The sequence below is a fragment of the Streptomyces sp. PL-29 genome, assembly GCF_058344425.1.
Genome location: NZ_CP136996.1, coordinates 5,219,245 through 5,242,500, shown reverse-complemented (window position 1 = coordinate 5,242,500; position 23,256 = coordinate 5,219,245). Strand labels below are relative to the sequence as shown.

The window sequence follows — 23,256 nt, the reverse complement described above, 5'->3', positions numbered from 1 at the left end:
GGGTGCACACACACGAAAGAGCGGGCCAGTCACGGTCGGAATAAGACCGACTGACCACAACGTCCTCGCTGTGTTTAATTGCCTGCCCGCACCCGAAGGCCGAACAGGACTTTTCAAAGGAACCTCATCCACCGAAGTGGACGGGGTATCAACTTCTGGCGTTGATTTTTGGCACGCTGTTGAGTTCTCAAGGAACGGACGCTTCCTTTGTACTCACCCCAGCGATACTCGCTGCGGGCTTTCCTCCGGGCTTTCGTTCTGCTGTCTTGCGTTTCCGACTCTATCAGACTCTTTCGTGTCCGATTTCCTCGGCGCTTTCCAGGTTTCCGCTTTCGCGTTTCCCTTTCCGGCGATTCCAACCTTACCAGACCATTTCCGCGCCTTGCTTCTCGAAAGTTGCAATCGGCTTGGATTGGAATTCTGAGGCCGTTGGAGGGCCTTTCCCTTTCGGGCGGATCAGACCATATCAGGTTTCCCCGGGTCTGATTGCCACCGGCCGCACGACTGGGCCCGGACACACGTGTGTTCCGGGTTGCCTTGCTGGGTGGAGACGTAAACGTACTGGAGCGGGGCCCCCGGATGCAAATCCGGTTGCCCCGCTCCGGTGACGGCGCTACGGCGAGGGCCTGGATCAGACCTCGACGACGACCGGGAGAATCATCGGGCGCCGGCGGTAGCTGTCCGAGACCCACTTGCCCATCGTGCGACGGACGAGCTGCTGGATCTGGTGCGGTTCGGCAACCCCGTCGGCCGCGGCGCGGGCGATGGCTTCCTCGATCTTCGTGACGACCGGGCCGAAGGCCGCGTCGTCGATGCCGGAGCCGCGGGCCTGGATGTTCGGGCCGCTGACCACTTTGCCGGTGGTGCTGTCCACCACGACGTAGACCGAGATGATGCCCTCGTCGCCGAGGATTCGGCGGTCCTTGAGGGAGGACTCGGTGACGTCGCCGACCGAGAGGCCGTCCACGTAGACGTAGCCGGCCTGCACCTTTCCGGAAATACGGGCCTTGCCGTCGACGAGGTCGACGACGACGCCGTCCTCGGCGATGACGATCCGGTCCTTGGGGACGCCCGTCATGGCACCGAGTTCGGCATTGGCACGCAGGTGGCGCCATTCGCCGTGGACCGGCATCAGGTTCCGCGGCTTGCAGATGTTGTAGAAGTACAGCAGCTCGCCGGCCGAGGCGTGGCCCGAGACGTGCACCTTGGCATTGCCCTTGTGGACGACGTTGGCGCCCCAGCGGGTCAGGCCGTTGATCACGCGGTAGACGGCGTTCTCGTTGCCCGGGATCAGGGACGACGCCAGGATCACCGTGTCGCCGGGGACGATCCGGATCTGGTGGTCGCGGTTCGCCATGCGGGACAGCGCCGCCATCGGCTCGCCCTGGGAGCCGGTGCAGACCAGCACGACCTCCTCGGGCGGCAGGTCGTCGAGCGTCTTGACGTCCACGACGAGGCCCGCCGGGACCCGGAGGTATCCCAGGTCGCGGGCGATACCCATGTTGCGGACCATCGAACGGCCGACGAAGGCGACCCGGCGGCCGTACTCGTGGGCGGCGTCGAGGATCTGCTGGATGCGGTGCACGTGGCTGGCGAAGCTGGCCACGATGATCCGGTGGTGGGCGTTGGCGAAGACGTTCCGCAGGACCGTGGAGATCTCGCGCTCCGGCGGGACGAAGCCCGGGACCTCGGCGTTCGTCGAGTCGGACAGCAGGAGGTCGATGCCCTCCTCGCTCAGGCGCGCGAAGGCGTGCAGGTCCGTGAGCCGCTTGTCCAGCGGGAGCTGGTCCATCTTGAAGTCGCCGGTGGCGACGACCAGGCCCGCGCCCGTGCGGATGGCCACGGCCAGCGCGTCCGGGATGGAGTGGTTGACCGCGATGAACTCACAGTCGAAGGGGCCGAGGCCCTCGCGCTCCCCCTCCTTCACCTCAAGGGTGTAGGGGCGGATGCGGTGCTCCTGGAGCTTGGCCTCGATGAGGGCCAGCGTCAGCTTGGAGCCGATCAGCGGGATGTCCGGCTTCTCCCGCAGGAGGTAGGGGACGGCGCCGATGTGGTCTTCGTGGCCGTGGGTGAGGACGATGCCCTCGATGTCGTCGAGGCGGTCCCGGATGGACGAGAAGTCCGGCAGGATCAGGTCGATGCCGGGCTGCTCCTCCTCGGGGAAAAGGACACCGCAGTCGACGATCAGGAGGCGGCCGTCGTACTCGAAGACGGTCATGTTGCGGCCGATCTCGCCGAGGCCACCCAGGGGGGTGACCCTGAGGCCGCCCTTGGGCAGCTTCGGCGGCGGACCGAGTTCCGGATGCGGATGGCTCAAAAGTGTCTCCTCACCACGCACGCCACGTACCCGGAAGGCACGTGGCGCGCATGTCATTCGTGCACTTGCTGTTGTCTGCTCTGTATTTGTTCGGTGGTGCTTATTGAGTTGTGAAGTCTGTTGTCAGAGCTGTACCCCGCCCGCGGCAAGATCGATCTTGAGCTGGGCCGTCTCTTCGTCGGTCAGTTCGATCAGCGGGAGTCGCAGCGGGCCGGCCGGCAGGCCCTGGAGCTTCAGCGCGGCCTTGGTCGTCATCACACCCTGGGTGCGGAACATCCCGGTGAAGACGGGGAGCAGCTTCTGGTGGATCTCGGCAGCCTTCTGGACGTCTCCGGCGAGGTGGGCCTCCAGCATCGCCCGCAGCTCGGGCGTGACCAGGTGGCCCACGACGGAGACGAAGCCGACGGCGCCCACTGACAGGAGCGGCAGGTTCAGCATGTCGTCGCCCGAGTACCAGGCGAGGCCGCTCCGTGCGATCGCCCAGCCGGCCTGGCCGAGGTCGCCCTTGGCGTCCTTGTTGGCCACGATACGGGGGTGCTCGGCCAGCCGGACCAGGGTTTCGGTCTCGATCGGGACACCGCTGCGGCCGGGGATGTCGTAGAGCATGACCGGCAGCTCGGTGGCGTCGGCGATCGCCGTGAAGTGCCGGTAGAGGCCCTCCTGCGGGGGCTTGCTGTAGTACGGGGTCACGGCGAGCAGGCCGTGTGCGCCGGTGCGCTCGGCCTGGCGGGCCAGCTCCAGCGTGTGGCGGGTGTCGTTCGTACCGATGCCGGCGACCACGTGGGCGCGGTCTCCGACGGCTTCGAGGACGGCTCGTACGAGGTCGTTTTTCTCCGCGTCGGTGGTGGTGGGCGACTCGCCGGTGGTGCCGTTGATGATCAGACCGTCGTTGCCTGCGTCCACCAGGTGGACGGCGAGCTGCTGCGCGCCGTCGAGATCGAGAGCGCCATCCGCCGCGAACGGCGTGATCATGGCGGTGAGGACCCGCCCGAAGGGGGTCTGCGGAGTCGAGATCGGAGCCATGGGTAACACGCTACTCGCTGCCATGCTCGCGGTGTCCCCTCGGGGGACGTCAACAGGGTGTTGGACGCCGGCACTGCCTGCTCGGGGGTTCAGGCAGTGCCGGGTCCGTTTGATCAGCCTAGATGAAGTTTACGAAACGTCGCAATACGGACACTTCGGACTTGACTCCGTACATCTGTACGCTGCGGGCACATCGGCCTGCAACGGCCCTTACGGGGCAACGCGACCGTTGCCGTTGTACGCGGCGTACGTCAGCGGCATGAGCCGGGCCCAGTGCTGCTCCATCTTCTCGCCGACCATCTCGATCTCCCGCTGCGGGAAGGACGGGACGGTGGCGAGCTCGTGCTGGGTGCGCAGACCGAGGAAGTGCATCAGCGAGCGCGCGTTGCAGGTGGCGTACATCGAGGAGAACAGGCCGACCGGCAGGACCGAACGGGCCACCTCTCGGGCTACGCCCGCGGCGAGCATCTCCCGGTAGGCCTCGTACGCCTGAACGTACGAGTCCTCCATGACGCGCGCGGTCAGCTCTTGCTGCGCCTGGGTGCCCTCGACGAAGACGTACTTGCCGGGGCGGCCCTCCTGGACGAGCTTGCGCTCGGCGTCGGGGACGTAGAAGACCGGTTCGAGCTCCCTGTAGCGGCCCGACTCCTCGTTGTACGACCAGCCCACGCGGTGCCGCATGAACTCGCGGAAGACGAAGATCGGGGCGCTGATGAAGAAGGTCATCGAGTTGTGCTCGAAGGGGCTGCCGTGACGGTCCCGCATCAGGTAATTGATGAGCCCCTTCGAGCGCTCCGGGTCCTTCTGGAGCTCCTCCAGCGACTGCTCGCCGGCCGTGGAGACGCGAGCCGCCCAGAGCACGTCGGAGTCGGCGGCGGAGTGCTTTACCAGCTCCACCGTCACGTCGCTGCGGAAGCTGGGTTTCAGATCTGAAGCGGCGGTCTCGCTCACCGGGGGTCCTTCCAAACGTGCGTCCTGGGGCGCGCCCACTCTACGGCGCGCCTCGCCGGTCCCCGTGCACGCTCACCTGCCGCCGGTGCACCGGCGCAGCTGACGCGCAGCCACGAATTCCGGTCGATGTCCGCATATCCGGCACGGATTGGGCGGCCCGTACGTCCTACAGGACAGAACGCACCCGCATCGAGCCCGAGGAGATTGCCTCTCATGTTTCGCCGGAGCGAACCCGTCCCGTTCGCCTTCGTCGCCGAGGCCGACCGCTTCCGCAGCAATGTCACTCCACCGCCGCGCGAGCGCCTGGGCAGGGCCCAGTTGACCGCCCGTAGTCTGGTCGGCCTGACCGTGGTCGCGGGGCTCGCCGGCTCGCTGCTCTTCGGGATCCCCGCACTGCAGCCGAACAAGGCCCCGGAGAAGTCGCAGCAGTCGACTGCGTCCGAGGGGCGGTAGCCTCACGGGCACAGCCCTACCGAACGTGCATGTGAGTGAGGTCCAGCCGTGCCCCTGCCCTTCCTGACGGCCGACGGCGTGTCCGACGCGGACGACGACGGCGACGAGGTCCTGGCCCACGCCGACGACGACCGCTGGCAACGCCCCTACCGGCCCGGCCCCTGGCGCGTGGCCATCTCCGCGGTGCTGCTGCTGCTGTCCGCCTTCATGCTCCTGGCCACCATGATCGTCGCCTTCGCCGGCGGCGGCTGGGCCGGCGCGGGCGCGTGCCTGGTCGCCGCACTCGCCGTCCTCGCTTCGGCGCTGCAGATGCTGCGCGTGGGCGTATGGGTCAGCCGTACGGGCCTGCGCAGGGTCGGCTTCTTCGTCACCCGGACGATCGCCTGGAACGCTGTCACCGAGATCCGCACGGTGCAGCAGCCGGTGCGCTGGCTCGGCCTGCCGCGGACCGTTCAGGGGCAGGCACTGACGGTGTCCGCCCGGGGCGTCGAGGAGCCGCCGGTGCTGCTGACCGACCACAGCGCCGACTTCCTGTCACGGGCCGAGGCCTTCGACCGGGCCGCGGACGCGGTCGAAGCCTGGGCCGAGGAGTACCGGCCGGTGCCCGCCTGACCCCGGGTCGCGGGGTACGACGGGACACGCCGCGAAGGGCCCGTACAGGTGTCAGACCTGTACGGGCTTCTTGTCGTGCAGGGCGATCGCCCGCTGCATGGCCTTGCGCGCCCGCGGGGTGTCCCGGGCGTCCTGGTAGGCGACGGCCAGCCGGAACCAGCTGCGCCAGTCCCCCGGCGCGTCCTCGGTCTCGGCCTTGCGGCGTGCGAAGACCTCGTCGGCGGAATCCCGCAGGATCCGGCCGTACTGGTCGCGCTCCAGCTCGTCCACGGGCAGTCCGCCCTCGGCCTCCAGCTCAACGGCCAGCTGGTTGGCCCTGGTGACGAACTGCGTGTTCTTCCACAGGAACCAGACGCCGATGAACGGCAGGATCAGCACGGCCACCCCGAAGGTGACGGTGAGCCAGGTGCCCTGTCGGATCAGCAGCAGTCCCCGGCTGCCGACCAGGACGAAGTAGACGACCAGCACGGCGGCCGTGATGAAATACGTGATCTTCGCGCGCATCGTGAATCAGTCCGGTCAGCCCAGGTCGAGGAAGTTTTCCAGGCCGAAGGTGAGGCCCGGGGTCTGCGCCACGCGGCGCGCGCCGAGCAGGATGCCCGGCATGAAGCTGCTGTGGTGCAGGGAGTCGTGGCGGATGGTCAGGGTTTCGCCCTCGCCGCCGAGGAGGACCTCCTGGTGCGCGAGCAGGCCGCGCAGGCGGACCGCGTGGACCGGTACGCCGTCGACGTCCGCCCCGCGCGCACCGTCGAGGGCGGTGGCCGTGGCGTCGGGCTGCGCGCCCAGGCCGGCCTCGGCACGGGCGGCCGCGATCAGCTGCGCGGTACGGGTCGCCGTACCGGAGGGGGCGTCGGCCTTGTTGGGGTGGTGCAGCTCGACGACCTCGACGGACTCGAAGTAGCGGGCGGCCTGGGCGGCGAACTTCATGGTGAGGACGGCACCGATGGAGAAGTTCGGCGCGATGAGCACACCGGTCTTCGGGGAAGCGGCGAGCCAGGTGTCCAGCCGGGCGAGGCGGTCCTCGGTCCAGCCGGTGGTGCCGACCACCCCGTGGATGCCGTGGCGGACGAGAAACTCAAGGTTGTCCATCACGGAGGCGGGGGTGGTCAGCTCGACCGCGACCTGGGCGCCGGTCTCGGCCAACGTCTGGAGGCTGTCACCGCGGCCGAGCGCCGCAACCAGCTCCATGTCCTCCGCCGCCTCGATGGCCTTGACGGCCTCGGAGCCGATCCGGCCCCCGGCCCCGAGGACTGCCACGCGCAGCTTGCTCATAGTCACTTCCTTACCTGTGTACGGAATCGAGGGGTGTCTTGCCGATCAGGCCGGATCGGGCGCCAGGCCCCGCGAGCCCGGCATGATCGGCGAGGCACCCCCTAGGCGACGACCCCGTCGAGGCGGGCGGCCTGCTTCTCCTTCAGCGGGCCGATGACCGCCAGCGAGGGCCGCTGGGCCAGCACGTCCTGGGCGACCGCGCGGACGTCGTCCGGGGTCACGGCAGCGATCTGGGCGAGCATGTCGTCGACCGACATCTGGTCGCCCCAGCACAGCTCGCTCTTGCCGATCCGGTTCATGAGCGCGCCGGTGTCCTCCAGGCCGAGGACGGTGGAGCCCGAGAGCTGGCCGATGGCCCGCTTGATCTCCTCGTCGCCGATCCCGTCGGCGGCGACCTTGTCGAGCTCGTCGCGGCAGATCCGCAGGACGTCGTGGACCTGGCTGGGCCGGCAGCCCGCGTACACGCCGAAGAGGCCGGTGTCGGCGAAGCCCGAGGTGTACGAGTACACGCTGTAGGCCAGGCCCCGCTTCTCGCGGACCTCCTGGAAGAGGCGGGAGGACATGCCGCCACCGAGGGCGGTGTTCAGCACACCGAGCGCCCAGCGGCGCCCGTCCGTGCGAGCCAGGCCGGGCATGCCGAGGACCACGTGCGCCTGCTCGGTCTTGCGGCTCACCAGGTCGACCCGGCCGGCGGAGCGGATGCGCCGGGTGCCGGTGCGCGGGCCGATCGGCTCCGCGTCGGTGCGGGTCAGGGCGCCGGCCCTCTCGAAGGCGGCGCGGACCTGGCGTACGACCTTGTTGTGGTCGACGTTGCCTGCGGCGGCCACGACCAGGTGGGTCGGGTCGTAGTGCTTCTTGTAGAAGCGGCGGATCCGGTCGGCGCCGAGGGCGTTGATCGTGTCGACGGTGCCCAGGACGGGCCGGCCCAGCGGGGTGTCACCGTACATGGTCTGCGCAAACAGGTCGTGGACCATGTCGCCCGGGTCGTCCTCGGTCATCGCGATCTCTTCGAGGATGACCCCGCGCTCGGCGTCGACGTCCTCCTCGCGGATCAGCGAGCCGGTGAGCATGTCGCAGACCACGTCGATGGCGAGCGGCAGGTCGGTGTCGAGCACCCGTGCGTAGTAGCAGGTGTACTCCTTCGCCGTGAAGGCGTTCATCTCGCCGCCGACCGCATCGATCGCGGAGGAGATGTCGAGGGCGCTGCGCCTGGCGGTGCCCTTGAAGAGGAGGTGCTCCAGGTAGTGCGTGGCGCCGTTCAGCGTGGGCGTCTCGTCGCGGGAGCCGACGTGCGCCCAGATGCCGAAGGTGGCGGAGCGGACGGAGGGCAGCGTCTCGGTGACGACGCGCAGTCCGCCGGGCAGGACGGTGCGGCGCACGGTGCCGATGCCGTTCTGCCCCTTGAGCAGGGTTTGGGTACGGGCGACGGCCCGCCCCTCCGAAGAGGGGCGGGCCGTCACACGGGAACTACGCGACGTCACTTGTCGGAGTCGTCCTTGTCAGCCTCGTCGGCGGCGTCCTCGCCCTCGATCACCGGGATCAGGGAGAGCTTGCCGCGCTGGTCGATCTCGGCGATCTCGACCTGGACCTTGGCGCCGACCCCGAGCACGTCCTCGACGTTCTCCACGCGCTTGCCACCGGCGAGCTTGCGGATCTGCGAGATGTGCAGCAGGCCGTCCTTGCCGGGGAGCAGGGAGACGAAGGCACCGAAGGTGGTGGTCTTGACGACCGTACCCAGGTAGCGCTCGCCGACCTCCGGCATGGTCGGGTTGGCGATGCCGTTGATCGTGGCGCGGGCGGCCTCGGCGGCCGGTCCGTCCGCGGCACCGATGTAGATGGTGCCGTCGTCCTCGATCGTGATCTCGGCGCCGGTGTCCTCCTGGATCTGGTTGATCATCTTGCCCTTGGGGCCGATGACCTCACCGATCTTGTCCACCGGGATCTTGACGGTGATGATCCGCGGGGCGTTCGGGGACATCTCGTCCGGCGTGTCGATCGCTTCCATCATCACGTCGAGGATGTGGAGACGGGCGTCGCGGGCCTGCTTGAGGGCGGCGGCCAGGACGGAGGCCGGGATGCCGTCGAGCTTGGTGTCCAGCTGGAGCGCGGTGACGAACTCCTTGGTGCCGGCGACCTTGAAGTCCATGTCGCCGAAGGCGTCCTCCGCACCGAGGATGTCGGTGAGGGCGACGTAGTGGGTCTTGCCGTCGATCTCCTGGGAGATCAGGCCCATGGCGATACCGGCGACGGGGGCCTTGAGGGGCACACCGGCGTTCAGCAGCGACATGGTGGAGGCGCAGACCGAGCCCATGGACGTCGAGCCGTTGGAGCCGAGGGCCTCGGACACCTGGCGGATCGCGTAGGGGAACTCCTCGCGGGTGGGCAGGACCGGCACGATCGCGCGCTCGGCGAGCGCGCCGTGGCCGATCTCGCGGCGCTTGGGCGAACCGACGCGGCCGGTCTCGCCAACGGAGTACGGCGGGAAGTTGTAGTTGTGCATGTAGCGCTTGCGGGTCACCGGGGAGAGGGTGTCCAGCTGCTGCTCCATGCGGAGCATGTTGAGGGTGGTGACGCCCAGGATCTGGGTCTCGCCACGCTCGAAGAGCGCCGAGCCGTGCACGCGCGGGATGGCCTCGACCTCGGCGGCGAGGGTGCGGATGTCGGTGATCCCGCGGCCGTCGATGCGGACCTTGTCCTTGATGACGCGCTCGCGCACCAGGGCCTTGGTCAGGCTGCGGTAGGCGGCGGAGATCTCCTTCTCGCGGCCCTCGAAGGCCGGGAGGAGCTTCTCGGCGGCGATCTCCTTGACGCGGTCCAGCTCGGCCTCGCGGTCCTGCTTGCCCGCGATGGTCAGCGCCTGGGAGAGCTCGCCCTTGACGGCGGCCGCGAGGGCCTCGTAGACGTCGTCCTGGTAGTCCAGGAAGACCGGGAACTCGCCCTCGGGCTTGGCGGCCTTGGCGGCCAGGTCGGCCTGGGCCTTGCAGAGGACCTTGATGAACGGCTTCGCGGCTTCGAGGCCCGCGGCCACGATCTCCTCGGTCGGCGCCTCGGCGCCGCCCTTGACGAGGGCGATGGTCTTCTCGGTGGCCTCGGCCTCGACCATCATGATCGCGACGTCGCCGTCCTCCAGGGTGCGGCCGGCGACCACCATGTCGAAGACGGCGTCCTCGAGCTCGGTGTGCGTCGGGAACGCCACCCACTGGCCGCGGATCAGCGCGACGCGGACGCCGCCGATCGGGCCGGAGAAGGGCAGGCCGGCGAGCTGCGTGGACGCGGACGCGGCGTTGATCGCGATGACGTCGTACAGGTGGTCCGGGTTGAGCGCCATGACGGTGGCGACGACCTGGATCTCGTTGCGCAGGCCCTTCTTGAAGGACGGGCGCAGCGGGCGGTCGATCAGGCGGCAGGTGAGGATCGCGTCCTCGGAGGGGCGGCCCTCACGGCGGAAGAAGGAGCCGGGGATCTTGCCGGCCGCGTACTGCCGCTCCTCGACGTCCACCGTCAGGGGGAAGAAGTCGAGCTGGTCCTTGGGCTTCTTCGACGCGGTGGTGGCGGACAGCACCATCGTGTCGTCGTCCAGGTAGGCGACGGCGGAGCCGGCGGCCTGGCGGGCCAGGCGGCCCGTCTCGAAGCGGATGGTGCGGGTGCCGAAGGAACCGTTGTCAATGACGGCCTCGGCGTAGTGGGTCTCGTTCTCCACTAGCGTTTTCTCCATTTTCGTCGTCTCCGTCCGCCGCCCGTGTGGCGGAGGACGGTTGCGGAGAAGCGCTCCTGGGGTGCTGGCCGGTCTTCGATCGAAGCACCCGGTCCGTTGCCCGTGCGGGGCATTCCGGGTGCCACTACCGAGGACCGGCGGCGTGGGAGGGCGCTCCTCCTCTTCAGTTGTGCACGTCTCGTCGTCGGACGTACACGTGCGTCCGTTCCAGACTACAAAGGGACCGGTCCGTACCGCACGTACAGCAAAGGGAGCGGCCCCCGGATGTGGGAACCGCTCCCTTCACGGCGTCTTACTTGGCGCCGGCCGCACCGCGGCGGATGCCGAGGCGCTCGACCAGCGTACGGAAGCGCTGGATGTCCTTCTTGGCCAGGTACTGCAGCAGGCGGCGACGCTGGCCGACCAGGATCAGCAGACCACGACGGGAGTGGTGGTCGTGCTTGTGGGTCTTGAGGTGCTCGGTCAGGTCCGAGATGCGGCGGGACAGCATCGCGACCTGGACCTCGGGGGAGCCGGTGTCGCCCTCCTTGGCACCGAACTCGGTGATGATCTGCTTCTTCGTAGCGGCGTCGAGCGGCACGCGTACTCCTCGTTTGGTCTTCGTTGCCACCGAGTGCCCCAGGTCTGAGTCTCTGGGGAGCTTCCGTTACTCGGGAGGCGGGGTCCGCTGAGCGCAGTCCACAGACCCTCCGAGGGGAATCCGGGAGACGCGTACACAAACGGCCGTCACACAGCGTACCAGGCTGCCGCTCCGCCCCGTCTCAGCTGGTGAGAGCCCGGGCCCGGGCGTACACGTCGAGCACGGCAAGGGTCAGCGGCACCAGGCTGAGCAGGACCGCCGCCTCGGTGAGGTCGAGCAGCCTTCCCCAGAAGGGTGACAGGCCCTTGCGGGGGATGACAAGCGCAATTCCCGCGAGGAGGGCGGCGCCGGCGGCGACGGCCGCGGTGAGCCAGATCGTGCGGAGGTCCAGTCCGCTGCGGTCCTGCTCCATCACGAGGGCGTCGAGCAGGGCCTGCGGCGGGTGCAGCGACAGGCCGAGGATCAGCAGCGCGACGGCGGCGAGGCCGGCGGCCAGGGCGCACACGACCTGGGAGGTATAGCGGAAGAGGCGGGCGCGCAGCAGCATGGCGAGCCCGGTGGCCAGGGCCAGCAGGCGGCCCCAGGTGTTGTCGGAGAAGCCCAGGACGGCGGCGGCGCCGATGACGACGGCGGCACAGCCGCCGACGAGGCCGAGCAGCATCTCGTGGCCCCGGCGGGCCTGGGCGGCGATCGCCTCGGCGTCGAGCGGGGCACCCTGCTCGTTGTGGTCCGCGCCGGCCTGGTCGCCGTAAGGCTCGGTGTCGTAGCGGTCCGGGGCCACCGCGTGATCGACGTACTCGTCGACCGCGCTCTGCGGGGCCGCGTAGCCGATGGGCAGGCGGGCGAAGCGCGCGGAGAGGCCGGGGAGGAAGGCGACGAGGCCGATGGCGACGGGCGCGCAGACGGCGGCCGCGTAGGTAGCGGAGGCCTCGGTGGCGATCGCGGCGAAGGTCGCCAGGGTGCCGGTGGCGGCGACGAAGGTGGCCGCGACGAAGGGGGCGTCGCCGCTGGGGGTGAGCGCGACGAGGGCGACGGAGGCGACCAGGACGCAGACGCACCCCAGGAGGAACTGCAGTCGGCCGGGCCCCTGGCCGGTGGCGGGGCCGATGATCCCGGATCCGGCGATCAGCAGGTGCGGGAGGGCTCCGAGGCCGAGGGCGACGGCGGAGAGGCGGTCCCGGTAGACGCGGGCGCGCACCCCGGCCACGGCGGTGAGCAGGATGCCGACGGCGCCGGCGATGACCCCGGGCAGGCCGTGCATGTCGTGGCGGACGGGGTCCGCGTACCAGAGGACGAAGCCCAGCATGACCAGCAGCACGGCGGAGCCGGCGAGACCCGCGGCGCGCAGCATGTCGTCGCTCCAGCGGTGCCGGTCACGGACGACGGCCGAGGCAACGGCGTCGGAGACGTCGTCGAAGACGGCCGGCGGCAGGGACTCGGCGAACGGGCGCAGGCTGAGCACCTCGCCGTCGAGGACCTGCTGGGCGGCGAGGGTGCGGGCGCCGTCCAGGACGGTTCCGGAGCGGCGTACGAGATGGAAGCCGGTGGGGGCGCCGACGGGCTGGGTCTGGCCGGTGAGGCGGAGCAGCTCGGGGTAGACGTCGGCGACGGCGATGTCCTCGGGGAGAGCGACGTCGATGCGGCTGTCGGGGGCCACGACGGTGACCCTGCAGAAACCCGTCGTCCCGGCCGTACTCACCTGCGTGACCCCCTTGGTTGGTGTCCGCGTCCGTACTCGATTCGCGGATGCGCATGCTGCGCGCGACACCCTACCGGGCGTATGAGCGACAGTCGGCAAGTAGGATCACCGTCGCGCTGGGGATACCCCCTGCGCGCCCGGGACTTGGGGGCGCCGGTTGCGACGTCCCGTCCGTTTTCGAGGGATTGATGCTCCGGTGAGCCAGATCGTCGTCAAACGCCCGCCGCGGTCCCTGCCGCCCGAGGTCCCCTCGGAGGAGCTGCGGCTGGAGGCGCCTCCCGAACTTCCGCGCGGGCAGCAGGAGGGCATGCTGATGCAGCTCCTGCCGATGCTCGGCATGGGCTCGTCCGTCGTCTTCTTCTTCATGCCGGGTGCGGCCCCCTTCATGCGCATCATGGGCGTGCTGATGCTGGCGTCGACGGTGGGCATGGTCGTGGCACAGCTGGTGCGCTACCGGCGCGGTACGCAGGGGCAAATGGCCGATGTACGCCGGGACTATCTCAAGTACCTCGCCCAGACGCGCCGTCAGGTGCGGCGGACCGCCCGGGCGCAGCGTGACGCGCAGCTGTACCTGCACCCGTCTCCGGAGCAGTTGTGGTCGGTGGTGGCCGACGGATCGCGGCTGTGGGAGCGGCGGGTCGGCGATCCGGACTTCGGCCAGGCCCGGCTGGGGCTGGGTGCGCAGCGTCTGGCGACCCCTCTGGTGGCGCCCGAGACCGCGCCGGTGGACGAGCTGGAGCCGCTGACGGCGGGCGCGATGCAGCGCTTCCTGAAGGTGCACTCCTCGCTGGACGGGCTGCCGATGGCGGTGTCGATGCGCGCCTTCTACCACGTGGCCGTGTCGGGGGAGCCGGAGTCGGCGCGCGGTGCGGCGCGGGCGATGGTCGCGCAGCTGGCGACGCTGCACTCCCCCGAGGACCTGATGGTGGCCGTGGTGGCCGCGCCCGGTGCGGTGCCCTCGTGGGACTGGACGAAGTGGTTGCCCCACACCCAGCTGCCAGGGCAGGTCGACGGGGCGGGTACGAAGCGGCTGTTCGGCGACGACCTCGCCGAACTGGAGGGGATGCTGGCGTCGCGGCTGGAGGGGCGCCCGCGGTTCAGCCGCGACGTGTCCCCCGTACTGGACCAGCCGCACCTGGTGGTGGTGCTGGACGGGGGCATGGTGCCCCCGGACTCGGTGTTCGCGGCGGCCGAGGGCCTGCAGGGCGTCACCATCGTCGAGGTGGTCGCGGGCGAGCTGGACGAGCCGCGCGGCGGCCTGTCGGTCGTGGTGCGTCCGGGCCGGCTGCTCCTGGAATCGGGCGGCGGCCTCGCGTACGAGGGCGTGCCGGACAGTCTGTCGCTGCCCGCGGCGGAGGCTCTGGCACGGCAGCTGGCGCCGCTGCGCACGGGTGGCGGGGACGACGACGAGCCGCTGCTGGCGAACCTGGACTTCACCGACCTGCTGAACCTGGGTGACGCCGCCGCGGTCGACGTGGCGCGGACCTGGCGGCCGCGGTCCGCCGGCGAGCGGCTGCGCGTGCCGATCGGCGTCGGCGAGGACGGCGCCCCGGTGATGCTGGACCTGAAGGAGGCTGCGCAGGAGGGCATGGGACCGCACGGCCTGTGCGTGGGTGCGACCGGTTCCGGCAAGTCGGAGCTGCTGCGCACGCTGGTGCTGGGTCTGGCGGTCACCCACACCTCGGAGACGCTGAACTTCGTGCTCGCCGACTTCAAGGGCGGTGCGACCTTCACCGGCATGGGCCAGATGCCGCACGTCGCCGCGGTGATCACGAACCTGGCGGACGACCTCACGCTCGTGGACCGCATGGGCGACTCGATCCGCGGCGAGCTGCAGCGCAGGCAGGAACTGCTGCGTTCGGCGGGCAACTACGCGAACATCCACGACTACGAGAAGGCCCGCGCGGCCGGCGCCCCGCTGGAGCCGCTGGCTTCGCTGGTGCTGGTCATCGACGAGTTCAGCGAGCTGCTGACGGCGAAGCCCGACTTCATCGACATGTTCATCCAGATCGGCCGCATCGGCCGTTCGCTGGGTGTCCACCTGCTGCTGGCGTCCCAGCGGCTGGAAGAGGGCAAGCTGCGCGGCCTGGACACGTACCTGTCCTACCGGATCGGTCTGCGGACCTTCTCGGCGGCGGAGTCCCGCACCGCGATCGGCGTGCCGGACGCCTACCACCTGCCGTCGGTGCCCGGTTCGGGCTATCTGAAGTTCGGTACGGACGAGATGGTGCGCTTCAAGGCGGCGTACGTGTCGGGCACCTACCGCTCGGGCGGGCCGGACCTGTCGGTGGGGCAGTTCCCGGTGGAGCGGCGGCCCGCGCTGTTCACGGCGGCGCCGGTGCCGGTGGTGTACGCCGCCCCGGACCCGGCGTACCTGGCGGCGCAGTCGGCGCGCGAGGACGACGCGCTCGCGGACACCGTGCTGGACGTGATCGTGAGCCGGCTGGAGGGACAGGGGGTGCCGGCGCACCAGGTGTGGCTGCCGCCGCTCGACCAGGCTCCGCCGCTGGACCAGCTGCTTCCGGCGCTGGCACCGAGCGCGGAGCGCGGGCTGCACGCGGAGGGCTACACACGGCCGGGCGGGCTGATCGTGCCGCTGGGCCTGATCGACAAGCCGTTCGAGCAGCGGCGCGAGGTGCTGTACCGGGACTTCTCCGGCGCGGCGGGCCACATGATGGTGGTCGGCGGCCCGCAGTCGGGCAAGTCGACGCTGATGCGGACGCTGATCTCCTCCTTCGCTCTGACGCACACCCCGCGCGAGGTGCAGTTCTACGGTTTGGACTTCGGCGGTGGCAGCCTGTCGGGGGTCTCCGACCTGCCGCACGTGGGCGGTATCGCCTCGCGTCTGGACCCGGAGCGGGTGCGGCGCACGGTCGCGGAGGTGGGGGGCATCCTCAACCGCCGCGAGGAGTTCTTCCGCGCGAACAACATCGACTCGATCGCCACCTACCGGCGGCGGCGCGCGGCGGGCGATCTGCCGAACGAGCCGTGGGGCGACGTGTTCCTGATCGTCGACGGCTGGGGCAACTTCCGCGGCGAGTACGAGGTCCTGGAGCAGGTCGTCACGGACATCGCGGCGCGCGGCCTGGGTTACGGCATCCACGTGGTGATCACCGCGGGCCGGTACATGGAGGTACGGGCGGCGCTGAAGGACCAGATGCTCAGTCGGCTGGAGCTGCGGCTCGGCGACACGATGGACTCGGAGTTCGACCGGAAGGTCGCGGCGAACGTCCCCACGGGGATGCCGGGCCGCGGTCAGGTGGCGGAGAAGCTGCACTTCCTGGGCGCGCTCCCGCGGATCGACGGCTCGCACGAGGCCGAAGACCTCTCGGAGGCCACGGCTGCCTTCGTGGAGGCGGTCCGGCAGAACTGGGCGGGGCCGGCGGCTCCCGGCGTACGGCTGCTCCCGCGGCTGCTGCACAGCGACCACCTGCCCAAGGGTGGGGAGTTCCCCGAGCGCGGGATCGCGATCGGCATCGACGAGACCGATCTGGAGCCGGTGTTCGTCGACTTCGAGACCGACCCCTTCCTCCTCGTCTTCGGCGAGAGCGAGTCCGGCAAGACGAACCTGTTGCGGCTCATCGCCAAGCAGATCGCGGAGCGCTACACACCGGACCAGGCTCGGCTGGTCGTGGGCGACTACCGGCGGACCCTGCTCGGGGCGCTGCCGGAGGAGCACCTGCTGGAGTACGCGCCGATGGCGAGCTCCCTGCAGATGCACATGGAGGCGCTGGGCGGGGTGTTCTCGCGGCGGCAACCTCCGCCGGACGTCACCCCGCAGCAGCTGCGCGACCGCAGCTGGTGGACGGGACCGGACGTCTTCATCATCATCGACGACTTCGACCTGGTGGCCACGAGCCAGGGCAATCCGCTCGCGCCGCTGGTGGAGTACCTGCCGTTCGCCCGCGACACGGGGGTGCGCTTCATCATCGCGCGCAGCTCGGCGGGCGCCTCCCGATCGATGTACGAGTCGTTCATGCAACGGATCAAGGAGCTGGGCGCGCAGGGCGTCGTGCTGTCCGGTGATCCGGCCGAGGGCGATCTGGTCGGCACCGTCCGGCCGCGTCCGATGCCGCCGGGCCGGGGCTACTTCGCCTCGCGCCGGAGGGGAACGTCGCTGGTCCAGCTCGGCCGGATGCCGGGCGGCATGTGAGGTCGGGGGAATCCCGGGCGCCGGCCGGATCGGGGGGAAACCCGTCCCGACCGGCGGCGGCTCCCCGATAATCGGCGGGGAAGACCGCTCCACCGAAGGAAGGGCCGCCCATGGGCACTCAGCAGGAGAAGGACGAGCTGTACGCGCTCGACATCAGTGGCGTGGAGTGGGAGGGGCCGCCGGGGACCAGCCCGGACGAGGAGCGGGTGGAGATCGCGCGGCTTCCCGACGGGGCGGTGGCGATGCGGTCTTCGCTGGACCGAGAGACGGTGCTGCGCTACACGGCCGCCGAGTGGGAGGCCTTCGTACTCGGTGCCAGGGACGGCGAGTTCGACCTGGACCGGCACGAGCCCTGAGGCGGCAGGACACGCCGAAGGGGCGCGCCCGGTACGGGTGCGCCCCTTCGGCGTGTCGGGACGCCGGACACCGGCTCCCGCAGGGCTCAGTAGGCCTCGGTGAAGAGGGTCGAGGCCCGCTTGTCGGTGGCCCGGTAGTCGTCCTTGCCGCGCTCGATGAGCTTGGCGACCTTCTCCAGCTCCGCGTGCATGGTGTCGGCCTTGGCCTTGTACTTCTTCTGCAGGGCGACGTACTCCCGGTGCGCCTCACCGTCCCAGGTGTCCGTGACGACCTTCACGGCCTGCTCCATCTCGGCCAGGTCCTTGAGGATGTTCCCGGAGACGACCCGGATGCGGTCCGCCATCTGCTGAACGGTCTCGTACCGGACCCGGGTCCCGTCGTTCGCCGTCATGTTCTTCTCCTTCTCGCTACGGCCTCGTGGATGGGGGGCGTTGATCAGATGCCGTCGAGGCCCGAACGCGGGCCCGAGGCGGACGTCGGCTGGACGGCGTTCTTGAACGCGGCCCGCACCTCCTCGTCCTGCGCGTTGCTGAGGTTCTTGGTCTGCGCCACTGCGTTGTGCAGGACACCGAGGAGCCGGCGGATCTCGTCGTGGCTGTCGTTGAGCGTCGTCTGGGCCGTGATGAAGCCCGAGGCGCCCACACCGGTCCAGCCCGCGCTCACGGTGGCGATGATGTCGGCCAGCTCGCGGGCCTGCTTGGAGACGGCGGTTCCCGTCTCCTGGATCTTGTTCTTCGCCTGGACGACCGGATCGTCCGCAAGTCCGAAGGTGTTCGTGCTCATCGAAGCTCCTCACTTCTCAATTCGCCGGCAGAACCAGCGGATTGCGCAGCGGGGAGGGCGTGCCCGGCGCGGCTGTGAGTCACGCGCTCGGTGCAGTCCCCCTCCGCTTCACGCGATCCCCCGATCACACTCGTGAAGCTGCTGCCACTCTAGTCAGTTCACGAAACTGTCCCAACACCGGTGGTCTGCTTCCTCGGACGAACCATGGCTGTTCACTGCAAACGGCGTCGGCGGCTGCGCGCGTCGCGGACGACGGTCGCCGTGCCCGCGATGACGGCGATCAGGACGGCGCCGATGCCGAGAGCGTACGTGCCGTAGCGCTCCTGCCGTTCCTGGGCCGTCTCGGTGAGCCGGAGGGGTGCGGCCTGCGGCGCCGCCGCCGGAGCCGGGCCGGGGTCCGGGACGGGCGCCTTCGGGGCCTCCTGGTCCTGGCTGAGCGCGCGCACCGGATCCACCACTCCCCAACCGACGTAGTCGTCACGCCCGTTGACGGTGCGCTCGGCCGTGTTCTGGATCTGCCAGACGATCTGCTGGGCGGACCAGTCCCGATGCTCGGCGCGCAGCAGGGCAGCGACCCCGGCGACATAGGGCGCGGAGAAGCTGGTGCCGTTGTCGATGCACTGGCCGAAGCCGGGGACGGTGGAGACCATGTCCACTCCGGGCGCGGCGACCCCGATGAAGTCGCCGGGCTGGGAGAAGGCGGCGCGCTCGTTGTTGCGGTCGGAGGCGCCGACCGCGAGGACGCCGGGGAAGGCGGCCGGATAGGTTTTGCGCTTCTGGCCGCTCAAGCCATCGTTGCCCGCCGAGGCGACGACCACGATGTCGGCGGCGACGGCCTTCTGGACGGACCTGCCGAGCTCGGATTCCGCGGTCAACGGGACGTCGGTGTCCTGCGAGATGTTGATGACCTGGGCGCCCTTGGCCACCGCATGGTCGATCGCCTGACTCAGCGAGAGGGCGTTGCCCTTGCCCTGCCCGTCGTTCTGCCGGATGGGGATGATCGTGGCGTCCGGGGCCAGGCCGACGAAGCCCGTGCCGGCCTGGGGGCGGGCCGCGATCAGCCCGGCGACCTTGGTGCCGTGGCCTACGGTGTCGGTCGTGCCGTCACCGCCCTTGGGATCGACGAAGTCCCTGCCCGCACCGACGTCGACGGCGCCGCTGAGCTGCGGGTTCGCCCGGTCCACACCGGTGTCGATGACGGCCACCCGGACGCTCGCGCCGCTCTTGTCCTTGCCCTTGGTCTGCGCCCAGAGCTCGTCGAGGAGGAGCCGCTGGAGGGCCCAGGGGCGGTCTTCGATCTGCTTCTTCATGGGGAAGGTGCACTCCCCCGCGCCGTCCAGGCGCAGCCCGTACGGGGCGTGCGGCGGGGCGGTGCGGGTCGGGGCGGCCCCGGCCGCAGAGGCGGAGGCGGAGGCGGAGGTCAGGGTGAGGGCGCAGGCCGCGATGAGCAGCGCGCGCCGGGGCTTGCGGTTCTGGGGCATCGGCGGCTTCCTCACGAACCCTGGGGCTGGCGAGCGGAGTTGGTGTCGAGCCGGGGCCCCTTGGAGAGGAACTCCGACCAGGCGATGGGCACCATGGCCGGGGTGACACCGCCGTAGCCCAGCCTGACCTGTGCCTGGCTGGCCTCGGGGCGACCGTCCCCGCCCGCCTTGGACTGGTCGGGGGCGCCGATCCCGGACTGCTCGGCGTCGCTGTCGCCGTTGGCCTGGACGGCGTACCGCAGGCCGGTGTCGGTGACCAGGAAGAGGGAGCCGCCGGCCGTGGTCTGCTTGCCCTGCACCTGGGTGTAGAGCAGGCCCGTGCCGGGGGTGACGTACGCGCTCGTGCCGCTGGCCGTGATGTCGACGGGGTAGCTGGTGCCGGCCCAAGTACTCAGGGTTTGGTTGCCCTGGCCGTCGACCGAGCGCAGGACGTTGCAGACGGTGTCGCGGTTGTTGGACCCGCTCGTCCGGGTGCCTGCGGACGGCGCCGTCCGGTTGATCCGCTCGGTCTTCGCCTGCGGCCACCTGACGTCGCCGGCGAACGGGGTGGCATCCGGGTCGAGGGACTGGAGGTCGACCTCGCGGGCCTTGCCGTGCATGTTGAGGCCGTCGGTCGCCGGCGCCGAGATCAGCAGCCAGGCGACGAAGTCGGAGACCGGCGCGACCTTGCCGGGCAGGACCACATAGTGCTGGGCGCCGGAGCCGGTCTGGGCCTTGAGCACCATGCCGACCTTGTTGTCGGCGGTGGTCAGACCCTTGACGTCGGCGGCGGCTCCCGCCCTGCCGGGCAGGGGCGGGAAGGCCAGGTCGGCACCGGAGTTGAGGGTGCCGAGCCATTCGGGGGTCACCTGCTGCGGGGTGGCTCCGGTGCCGACCAGGGCGTTGGTCATGGTGCCGGCGGCCGGGCCGCCCTCGGGGAACCTGTACTTGGTCCCGCTCGCGTCGACCAGGTACCGCTCCTTGCCGGGGCCGGTGCTCTCCACGTACAGCGACTGGGTGTCCGCGAGCCTGCGCGCGTCGTCCGTCACGGACGCCTCGCGGTCCGCGAGGACGAAGGTGGCGGTCTGGACGCCGCGGCCGTTCCCGCCGGGCTGCTGGCAGACGGCCCAGCGCTTGGCCTTGCCGGCCTCGGACTTGGAGGGGAGCCGGTCGGGGGCGTACGGGATGCCGATGATGGGGCCGCGTGGCGGCGTGCCTGCGTCCAGGACCTTGTCCTCGACCTGGACCACCTTGAACTTCTGCGGGTCCAGCAGGAGTCGGGCCGAGGCCAGGTTCAGCACCGGGTGCAGGCGGGTCTGGTCCTTGCCGTCCACCTTCGTCGTCAAGACCACGTACCGGGTCGTGGAGTCCTTGCCGACGATGACCCTCGTTCCGGGCTCGTCCCAGCCCTTGGGGGCGGTCGGCTTGAACATGCCCCAGGCGCCGAACCCGGCGAGCACGAGGGCTCCGACGATCATCCCCGGCAGGACCGCGCGCAGGGGACGAGGGGCTCCCTCCTCGGTACCCGTGGCGGAGGGCTGGAGGAACGCGGCCACCGTCCGCCGCTTCGCAAAGGTGTACGCGTTGAGCTCATCGCGTCGTGATGCCATGACCGTCTGCTTCTCCCCGCACGGCCCGGCCGGTGAGTACGGTCCCCGGGCCTCGATAGTCGGACCGGGCACCTACTATGCCTCTTGACGGACGGTACGCAGGGGCCGGGTAGGGTGAGGCAGCCGCTCAGGACCTTCCGCACCGGGGTAATCAGGGCTTGTTGGGGTGGATTGGGGAGGTTCCGGGGTTCCGCGACGGGTGTCGCGCAACGCCGGAAGTCGTCAGGTCCGGCCCGTGAGAGGGGAAGTGCGCGAGTGATGGCCACGGCGACGGAGCCGCAGACCGGCGCGCCCGCACCCGCACGAGGTGGGGTGGCACCGCATCCCCGGTCGAGCCCCGGCCGGTTCGGCCCGTTCCGACTGCAACAACTCGTACTGCTCCAGCTCGCGGCGGCCGCGCTGCTCGTGGCGTGGGTGGTCGACCCCCTGCTCCTGGTGCCGGCCGGTGTGCTGGCGCTGGCGCTGGTGGTCCTCGCGGTCGTACGCCGCCACCAGCGCTCCCTGCCGGAGTGGATCGGCGGTGTGCTCGCCCTGCGGGCCCGGCGCCGCCGGGCCGCGGCCTCCACCGTGCCCGCGGGCACCGAGCCGGGGCTGGCCCCACTGGTGGAAGCCGATCCGGCGCTGCGCACGCTGACCTTCAGCGATCGCGACCGGCGGCCCGTCGGCATGGTCGGCGACGGCACCTTCCTGACCGCGGTGGTCCAGGTGGACACCGACGCCACCGCGCTGCGGCCCGAGCGGGCGGCACGACCACTGCCGCTCGGTGCCGTACGGGACGTCCTCGAAGTGGACGGCATCCGACTGGAGTCCGCCCAACTGGTGCAGCACACCCAGCCGGCACCGGCCCCTCACCTGCCGGCGCAGTCGATGGCCGCGCGCAACTACGCCCCACTGCAAGCCCGCACGGGCACCCCGGCGGTGCGGCTGACCTGGATCGCGCTCAAGCTCGACCCGGAACTGTGCCCCGAGGCGGTCGCCGCCCGCGGCGGCGGACTGGCCGGCGCGCAGCGGTGTGTGGCGCGGGTGGCGGACCAGCTGGCGAGCCGGCTGGCCGGGGCCGGGTTCAAGGCCACCGTGCTGACCGAGCAGGAGCTGACGGCAGCTCTGGCCACGTCTTCGTGCGCGAACCCGATGGCGATCACCCAGGCCGGGCGCTCCGCCAGCACCGGGCGGCGCACCGAGGAGACCTCGCGGACCTGGCGCTGCGATGACCGCCGGCACACCACCTACTGGATCGGCCGCTGGCCCCAGTTGGGCGGCGCCGGGGCGGCGGCGCTGCCGCAGTTCGTGGCACTGCTGACGTCCATGCCCGCGCTCGCCACGAACTTCAGCCTGACGATGGCCGCTGCGGAGCGGCAGGGCGTGACGCTGACCGGACACGTACGGGTGACAGGGCGCAGCGACGAGGAACTTGTCGCTGCACGAAGGGAGTTGGAGAGGACGGCGCGGGGCGTGAAGACCGGGCTGGTGCGGCTCGACCGCGAACAGGTGCCGGGGCTGCTGGCTTCGCTGCCGCTGGGAGGCGCGCGATGAGGGGCGGTTTCGGGCTGGTCGGCCCGCGGCGGGAGCGACAGGTGGTGCCCGCAGCGGACCTGGACGCGCTGGCGGTGCCCGTCGGGGACGACGGCGTCGTGATCGGCGTCGACGCCGAGGGACGGTCGGCGGTGCTCGGCATCAACCGGCCGACGCCGTACGAGGTGACCCTGATCGGCGGGCTGTGGACGGCGCAGGTGCTGGCGCTGCGCGCGGCGGCCACCGGTGCGCGCGTCGCCGTGGAGACCGGGCGCGGACAGGTGTGGTCCGGGCTGGCCCGGGCCGCGGGCGGCGGGCAGCAGTGCGTGACCCTGCACGAGGTGGGCCGGATACCGCCGCAGGGCGCGTCCGCGGGCAGCCCGGTGCTGGTGATCCGCGACTGCGGGATGCGGCCGCCGCGCGGTCGCGTGGTGGCCGGCCCCTGGCAGTCGGTACTGACCCTGCTGCCGTACCTGAGCCCGACGGCGCCGAGGCTGCTCCAGCAGGCGTCACTCGTGGGCGTGCAGCGGGTGTCGCCGGACGAGGCGGAGCAGATCGGCCGCCTGATGCAGCTGCCCGCGCAGGCCATTGCGTCGCTGCCGACCCTGGGTGACGGGGTGACCCTGTGGTGCACGCCACGAGACCGGCAGTTCGTGATGACCCAGGGGACCGAGGCGGAGACCGGCCTGTTGGGCGCGGCCCGCCGCATCGACTGACAGGGCGGGCCCCGGGCGACCGCCTGCCCTCCCCGCGGAGCGG

Annotated in this window: 19 protein-coding genes; 6 read left to right on the top strand and 13 right to left on the bottom strand. The window is 70.6% G+C overall.

Going from position 1 to position 23,256, the window contains the following annotated elements; translation table 11 throughout:
• Positions 1–631 precede the first annotated feature (631 nt).
• From R4Z63_RS24240 to thyX, 3 genes are all read right to left on the bottom strand, one after another.
• Positions 632–2,317 carry a ribonuclease J gene (locus tag R4Z63_RS24240; protein ID WP_037928580.1) on the bottom strand — a complete coding sequence of 562 codons (1,686 nt, stop codon included), beginning with the start codon at positions 2,315–2,317 and terminating at the stop codon, positions 632–634.
• Positions 2,318–2,440: 123 nt separating this feature from the next.
• Entirely contained in the window at positions 2,441–3,340 is a 900-nt protein-coding gene (gene dapA, locus R4Z63_RS24235) for a 4-hydroxy-tetrahydrodipicolinate synthase (protein WP_384455027.1), read from the bottom strand.
• A 210-nt stretch (positions 3,341–3,550) separates the two neighbouring features.
• Positions 3,551–4,291, bottom strand: a complete 741-nt coding sequence (gene thyX / locus R4Z63_RS24230) for an FAD-dependent thymidylate synthase (RefSeq protein ID WP_037928573.1) — start codon at positions 4,289–4,291, stop codon at positions 3,551–3,553.
• A gap of 213 nt (positions 4,292–4,504) precedes the next feature.
• Between thyX and R4Z63_RS24225 the strand changes: the two genes are divergently transcribed.
• Together R4Z63_RS24225 and R4Z63_RS24220 are read left to right on the top strand one after the other, a co-directional pair.
• On the top strand, positions 4,505–4,744 hold the full coding sequence (locus tag R4Z63_RS24225) for a hypothetical protein (RefSeq protein ID WP_037928571.1): 240 nt from the start codon (positions 4,505–4,507) through the stop codon (positions 4,742–4,744).
• A 48-nt stretch (positions 4,745–4,792) separates the two neighbouring features.
• Positions 4,793–5,356 (top strand): SCO5741 family PH domain-containing membrane protein, encoded by a 564-nt coding sequence (locus R4Z63_RS24220; RefSeq protein ID WP_384455023.1) that lies wholly within the window; start codon positions 4,793–4,795, stop codon positions 5,354–5,356.
• Between the two features lie 51 nt (positions 5,357–5,407).
• On the opposite strand, the gene R4Z63_RS24215 is transcribed toward R4Z63_RS24220, so the two are convergent.
• From R4Z63_RS24215 to eccD, 6 genes are all read right to left on the bottom strand, one after another.
• The gene (locus R4Z63_RS24215) at positions 5,408–5,860 is read right to left on the bottom strand and encodes a tetratricopeptide repeat protein (protein ID WP_384455020.1); all 453 of its coding nucleotides are present in this window, start codon (positions 5,858–5,860) and stop codon (positions 5,408–5,410) included.
• Between the two features lie 15 nt (positions 5,861–5,875).
• A complete protein-coding gene (gene dapB / locus R4Z63_RS24210; RefSeq protein ID WP_384455017.1) occupies positions 5,876–6,628 on the bottom strand; it encodes a 4-hydroxy-tetrahydrodipicolinate reductase in 753 nt (250 codons plus the stop codon).
• 101 nt (positions 6,629–6,729) lie between these two features.
• A complete protein-coding gene (locus R4Z63_RS24205; RefSeq protein WP_037928558.1) occupies positions 6,730–8,109 on the bottom strand; it encodes a M16 family metallopeptidase in 1,380 nt (459 codons plus the stop codon).
• On the bottom strand, positions 8,106–10,328 hold the full coding sequence (locus tag R4Z63_RS24200; RefSeq protein WP_037928555.1) for a polyribonucleotide nucleotidyltransferase: 2,223 nt from the start codon (positions 10,326–10,328) through the stop codon (positions 8,106–8,108). The genes R4Z63_RS24205 and R4Z63_RS24200 overlap by 4 nt, the downstream gene beginning before the upstream one ends.
• Before the next feature lie 307 nt (positions 10,329–10,635).
• The gene (gene rpsO, locus R4Z63_RS24195) at positions 10,636–10,923 is read right to left on the bottom strand and encodes a 30S ribosomal protein S15 (RefSeq protein ID WP_030011220.1); all 288 of its coding nucleotides are present in this window, start codon (positions 10,921–10,923) and stop codon (positions 10,636–10,638) included.
• Positions 10,924–11,104: 181 nt separating this feature from the next.
• Positions 11,105–12,622, bottom strand: coding sequence for a type VII secretion integral membrane protein EccD (gene eccD / locus R4Z63_RS24190; protein WP_384455013.1), 1,518 nt, complete (start codon positions 12,620–12,622; stop codon positions 11,105–11,107).
• A 196-nt stretch (positions 12,623–12,818) separates the two neighbouring features.
• Here eccD and eccCa point away from each other — a divergent pair, with 196 nt between their 5' ends.
• Together eccCa and R4Z63_RS24180 are read left to right on the top strand one after the other, a co-directional pair.
• On the top strand, positions 12,819–16,775 hold the full coding sequence (eccCa, locus tag R4Z63_RS24185) for a type VII secretion protein EccCa (RefSeq protein ID WP_384455010.1): 3,957 nt from the start codon (positions 12,819–12,821) through the stop codon (positions 16,773–16,775).
• A gap of 110 nt (positions 16,776–16,885) precedes the next feature.
• Complete coding sequence (locus R4Z63_RS24180) at positions 16,886–17,131, top strand: DUF397 domain-containing protein (protein ID WP_030651192.1); 246 nt, start codon at positions 16,886–16,888, stop codon at positions 17,129–17,131.
• An 86-nt stretch (positions 17,132–17,217) separates the two neighbouring features.
• Here the strand turns inward: R4Z63_RS24180 and R4Z63_RS24175 are convergent, their stop codons facing one another.
• The 4 genes from R4Z63_RS24175 to eccB form a co-directional block, all read right to left on the bottom strand.
• On the bottom strand, positions 17,218–17,523 hold the full coding sequence (locus R4Z63_RS24175) for a WXG100 family type VII secretion target (protein ID WP_037928546.1): 306 nt from the start codon (positions 17,521–17,523) through the stop codon (positions 17,218–17,220).
• Positions 17,524–17,567: 44 nt separating this feature from the next.
• Positions 17,568–17,915 (bottom strand): WXG100 family type VII secretion target, encoded by a 348-nt coding sequence (locus R4Z63_RS24170; RefSeq protein WP_030027130.1) that lies wholly within the window; start codon positions 17,913–17,915, stop codon positions 17,568–17,570.
• A 212-nt stretch (positions 17,916–18,127) separates the two neighbouring features.
• Positions 18,128–19,396, bottom strand: a complete 1,269-nt coding sequence (gene mycP, locus R4Z63_RS24165; RefSeq protein ID WP_384455005.1) for a type VII secretion-associated serine protease mycosin — start codon at positions 19,394–19,396, stop codon at positions 18,128–18,130.
• 11 nt (positions 19,397–19,407) lie between these two features.
• Positions 19,408–20,985, bottom strand: a complete 1,578-nt coding sequence (eccB, locus tag R4Z63_RS24160) for a type VII secretion protein EccB (protein ID WP_384455002.1) — start codon at positions 20,983–20,985, stop codon at positions 19,408–19,410.
• Positions 20,986–21,243: 258 nt separating this feature from the next.
• On the opposite strand from eccB, the gene eccE reads away from it, so the two are divergent.
• A complete protein-coding gene (eccE, locus tag R4Z63_RS24155) occupies positions 21,244–22,518 on the top strand; it encodes a type VII secretion protein EccE (protein ID WP_052031274.1) in 1,275 nt (424 codons plus the stop codon).
• Positions 22,515–23,213 carry a hypothetical protein gene (locus R4Z63_RS24150; RefSeq protein ID WP_037928538.1) on the top strand — a complete coding sequence of 233 codons (699 nt, stop codon included), beginning with the start codon at positions 22,515–22,517 and terminating at the stop codon, positions 23,211–23,213. The genes eccE and R4Z63_RS24150 overlap by 4 nt, the downstream gene beginning before the upstream one ends.
• Positions 23,214–23,256 lie beyond the last annotated feature (43 nt).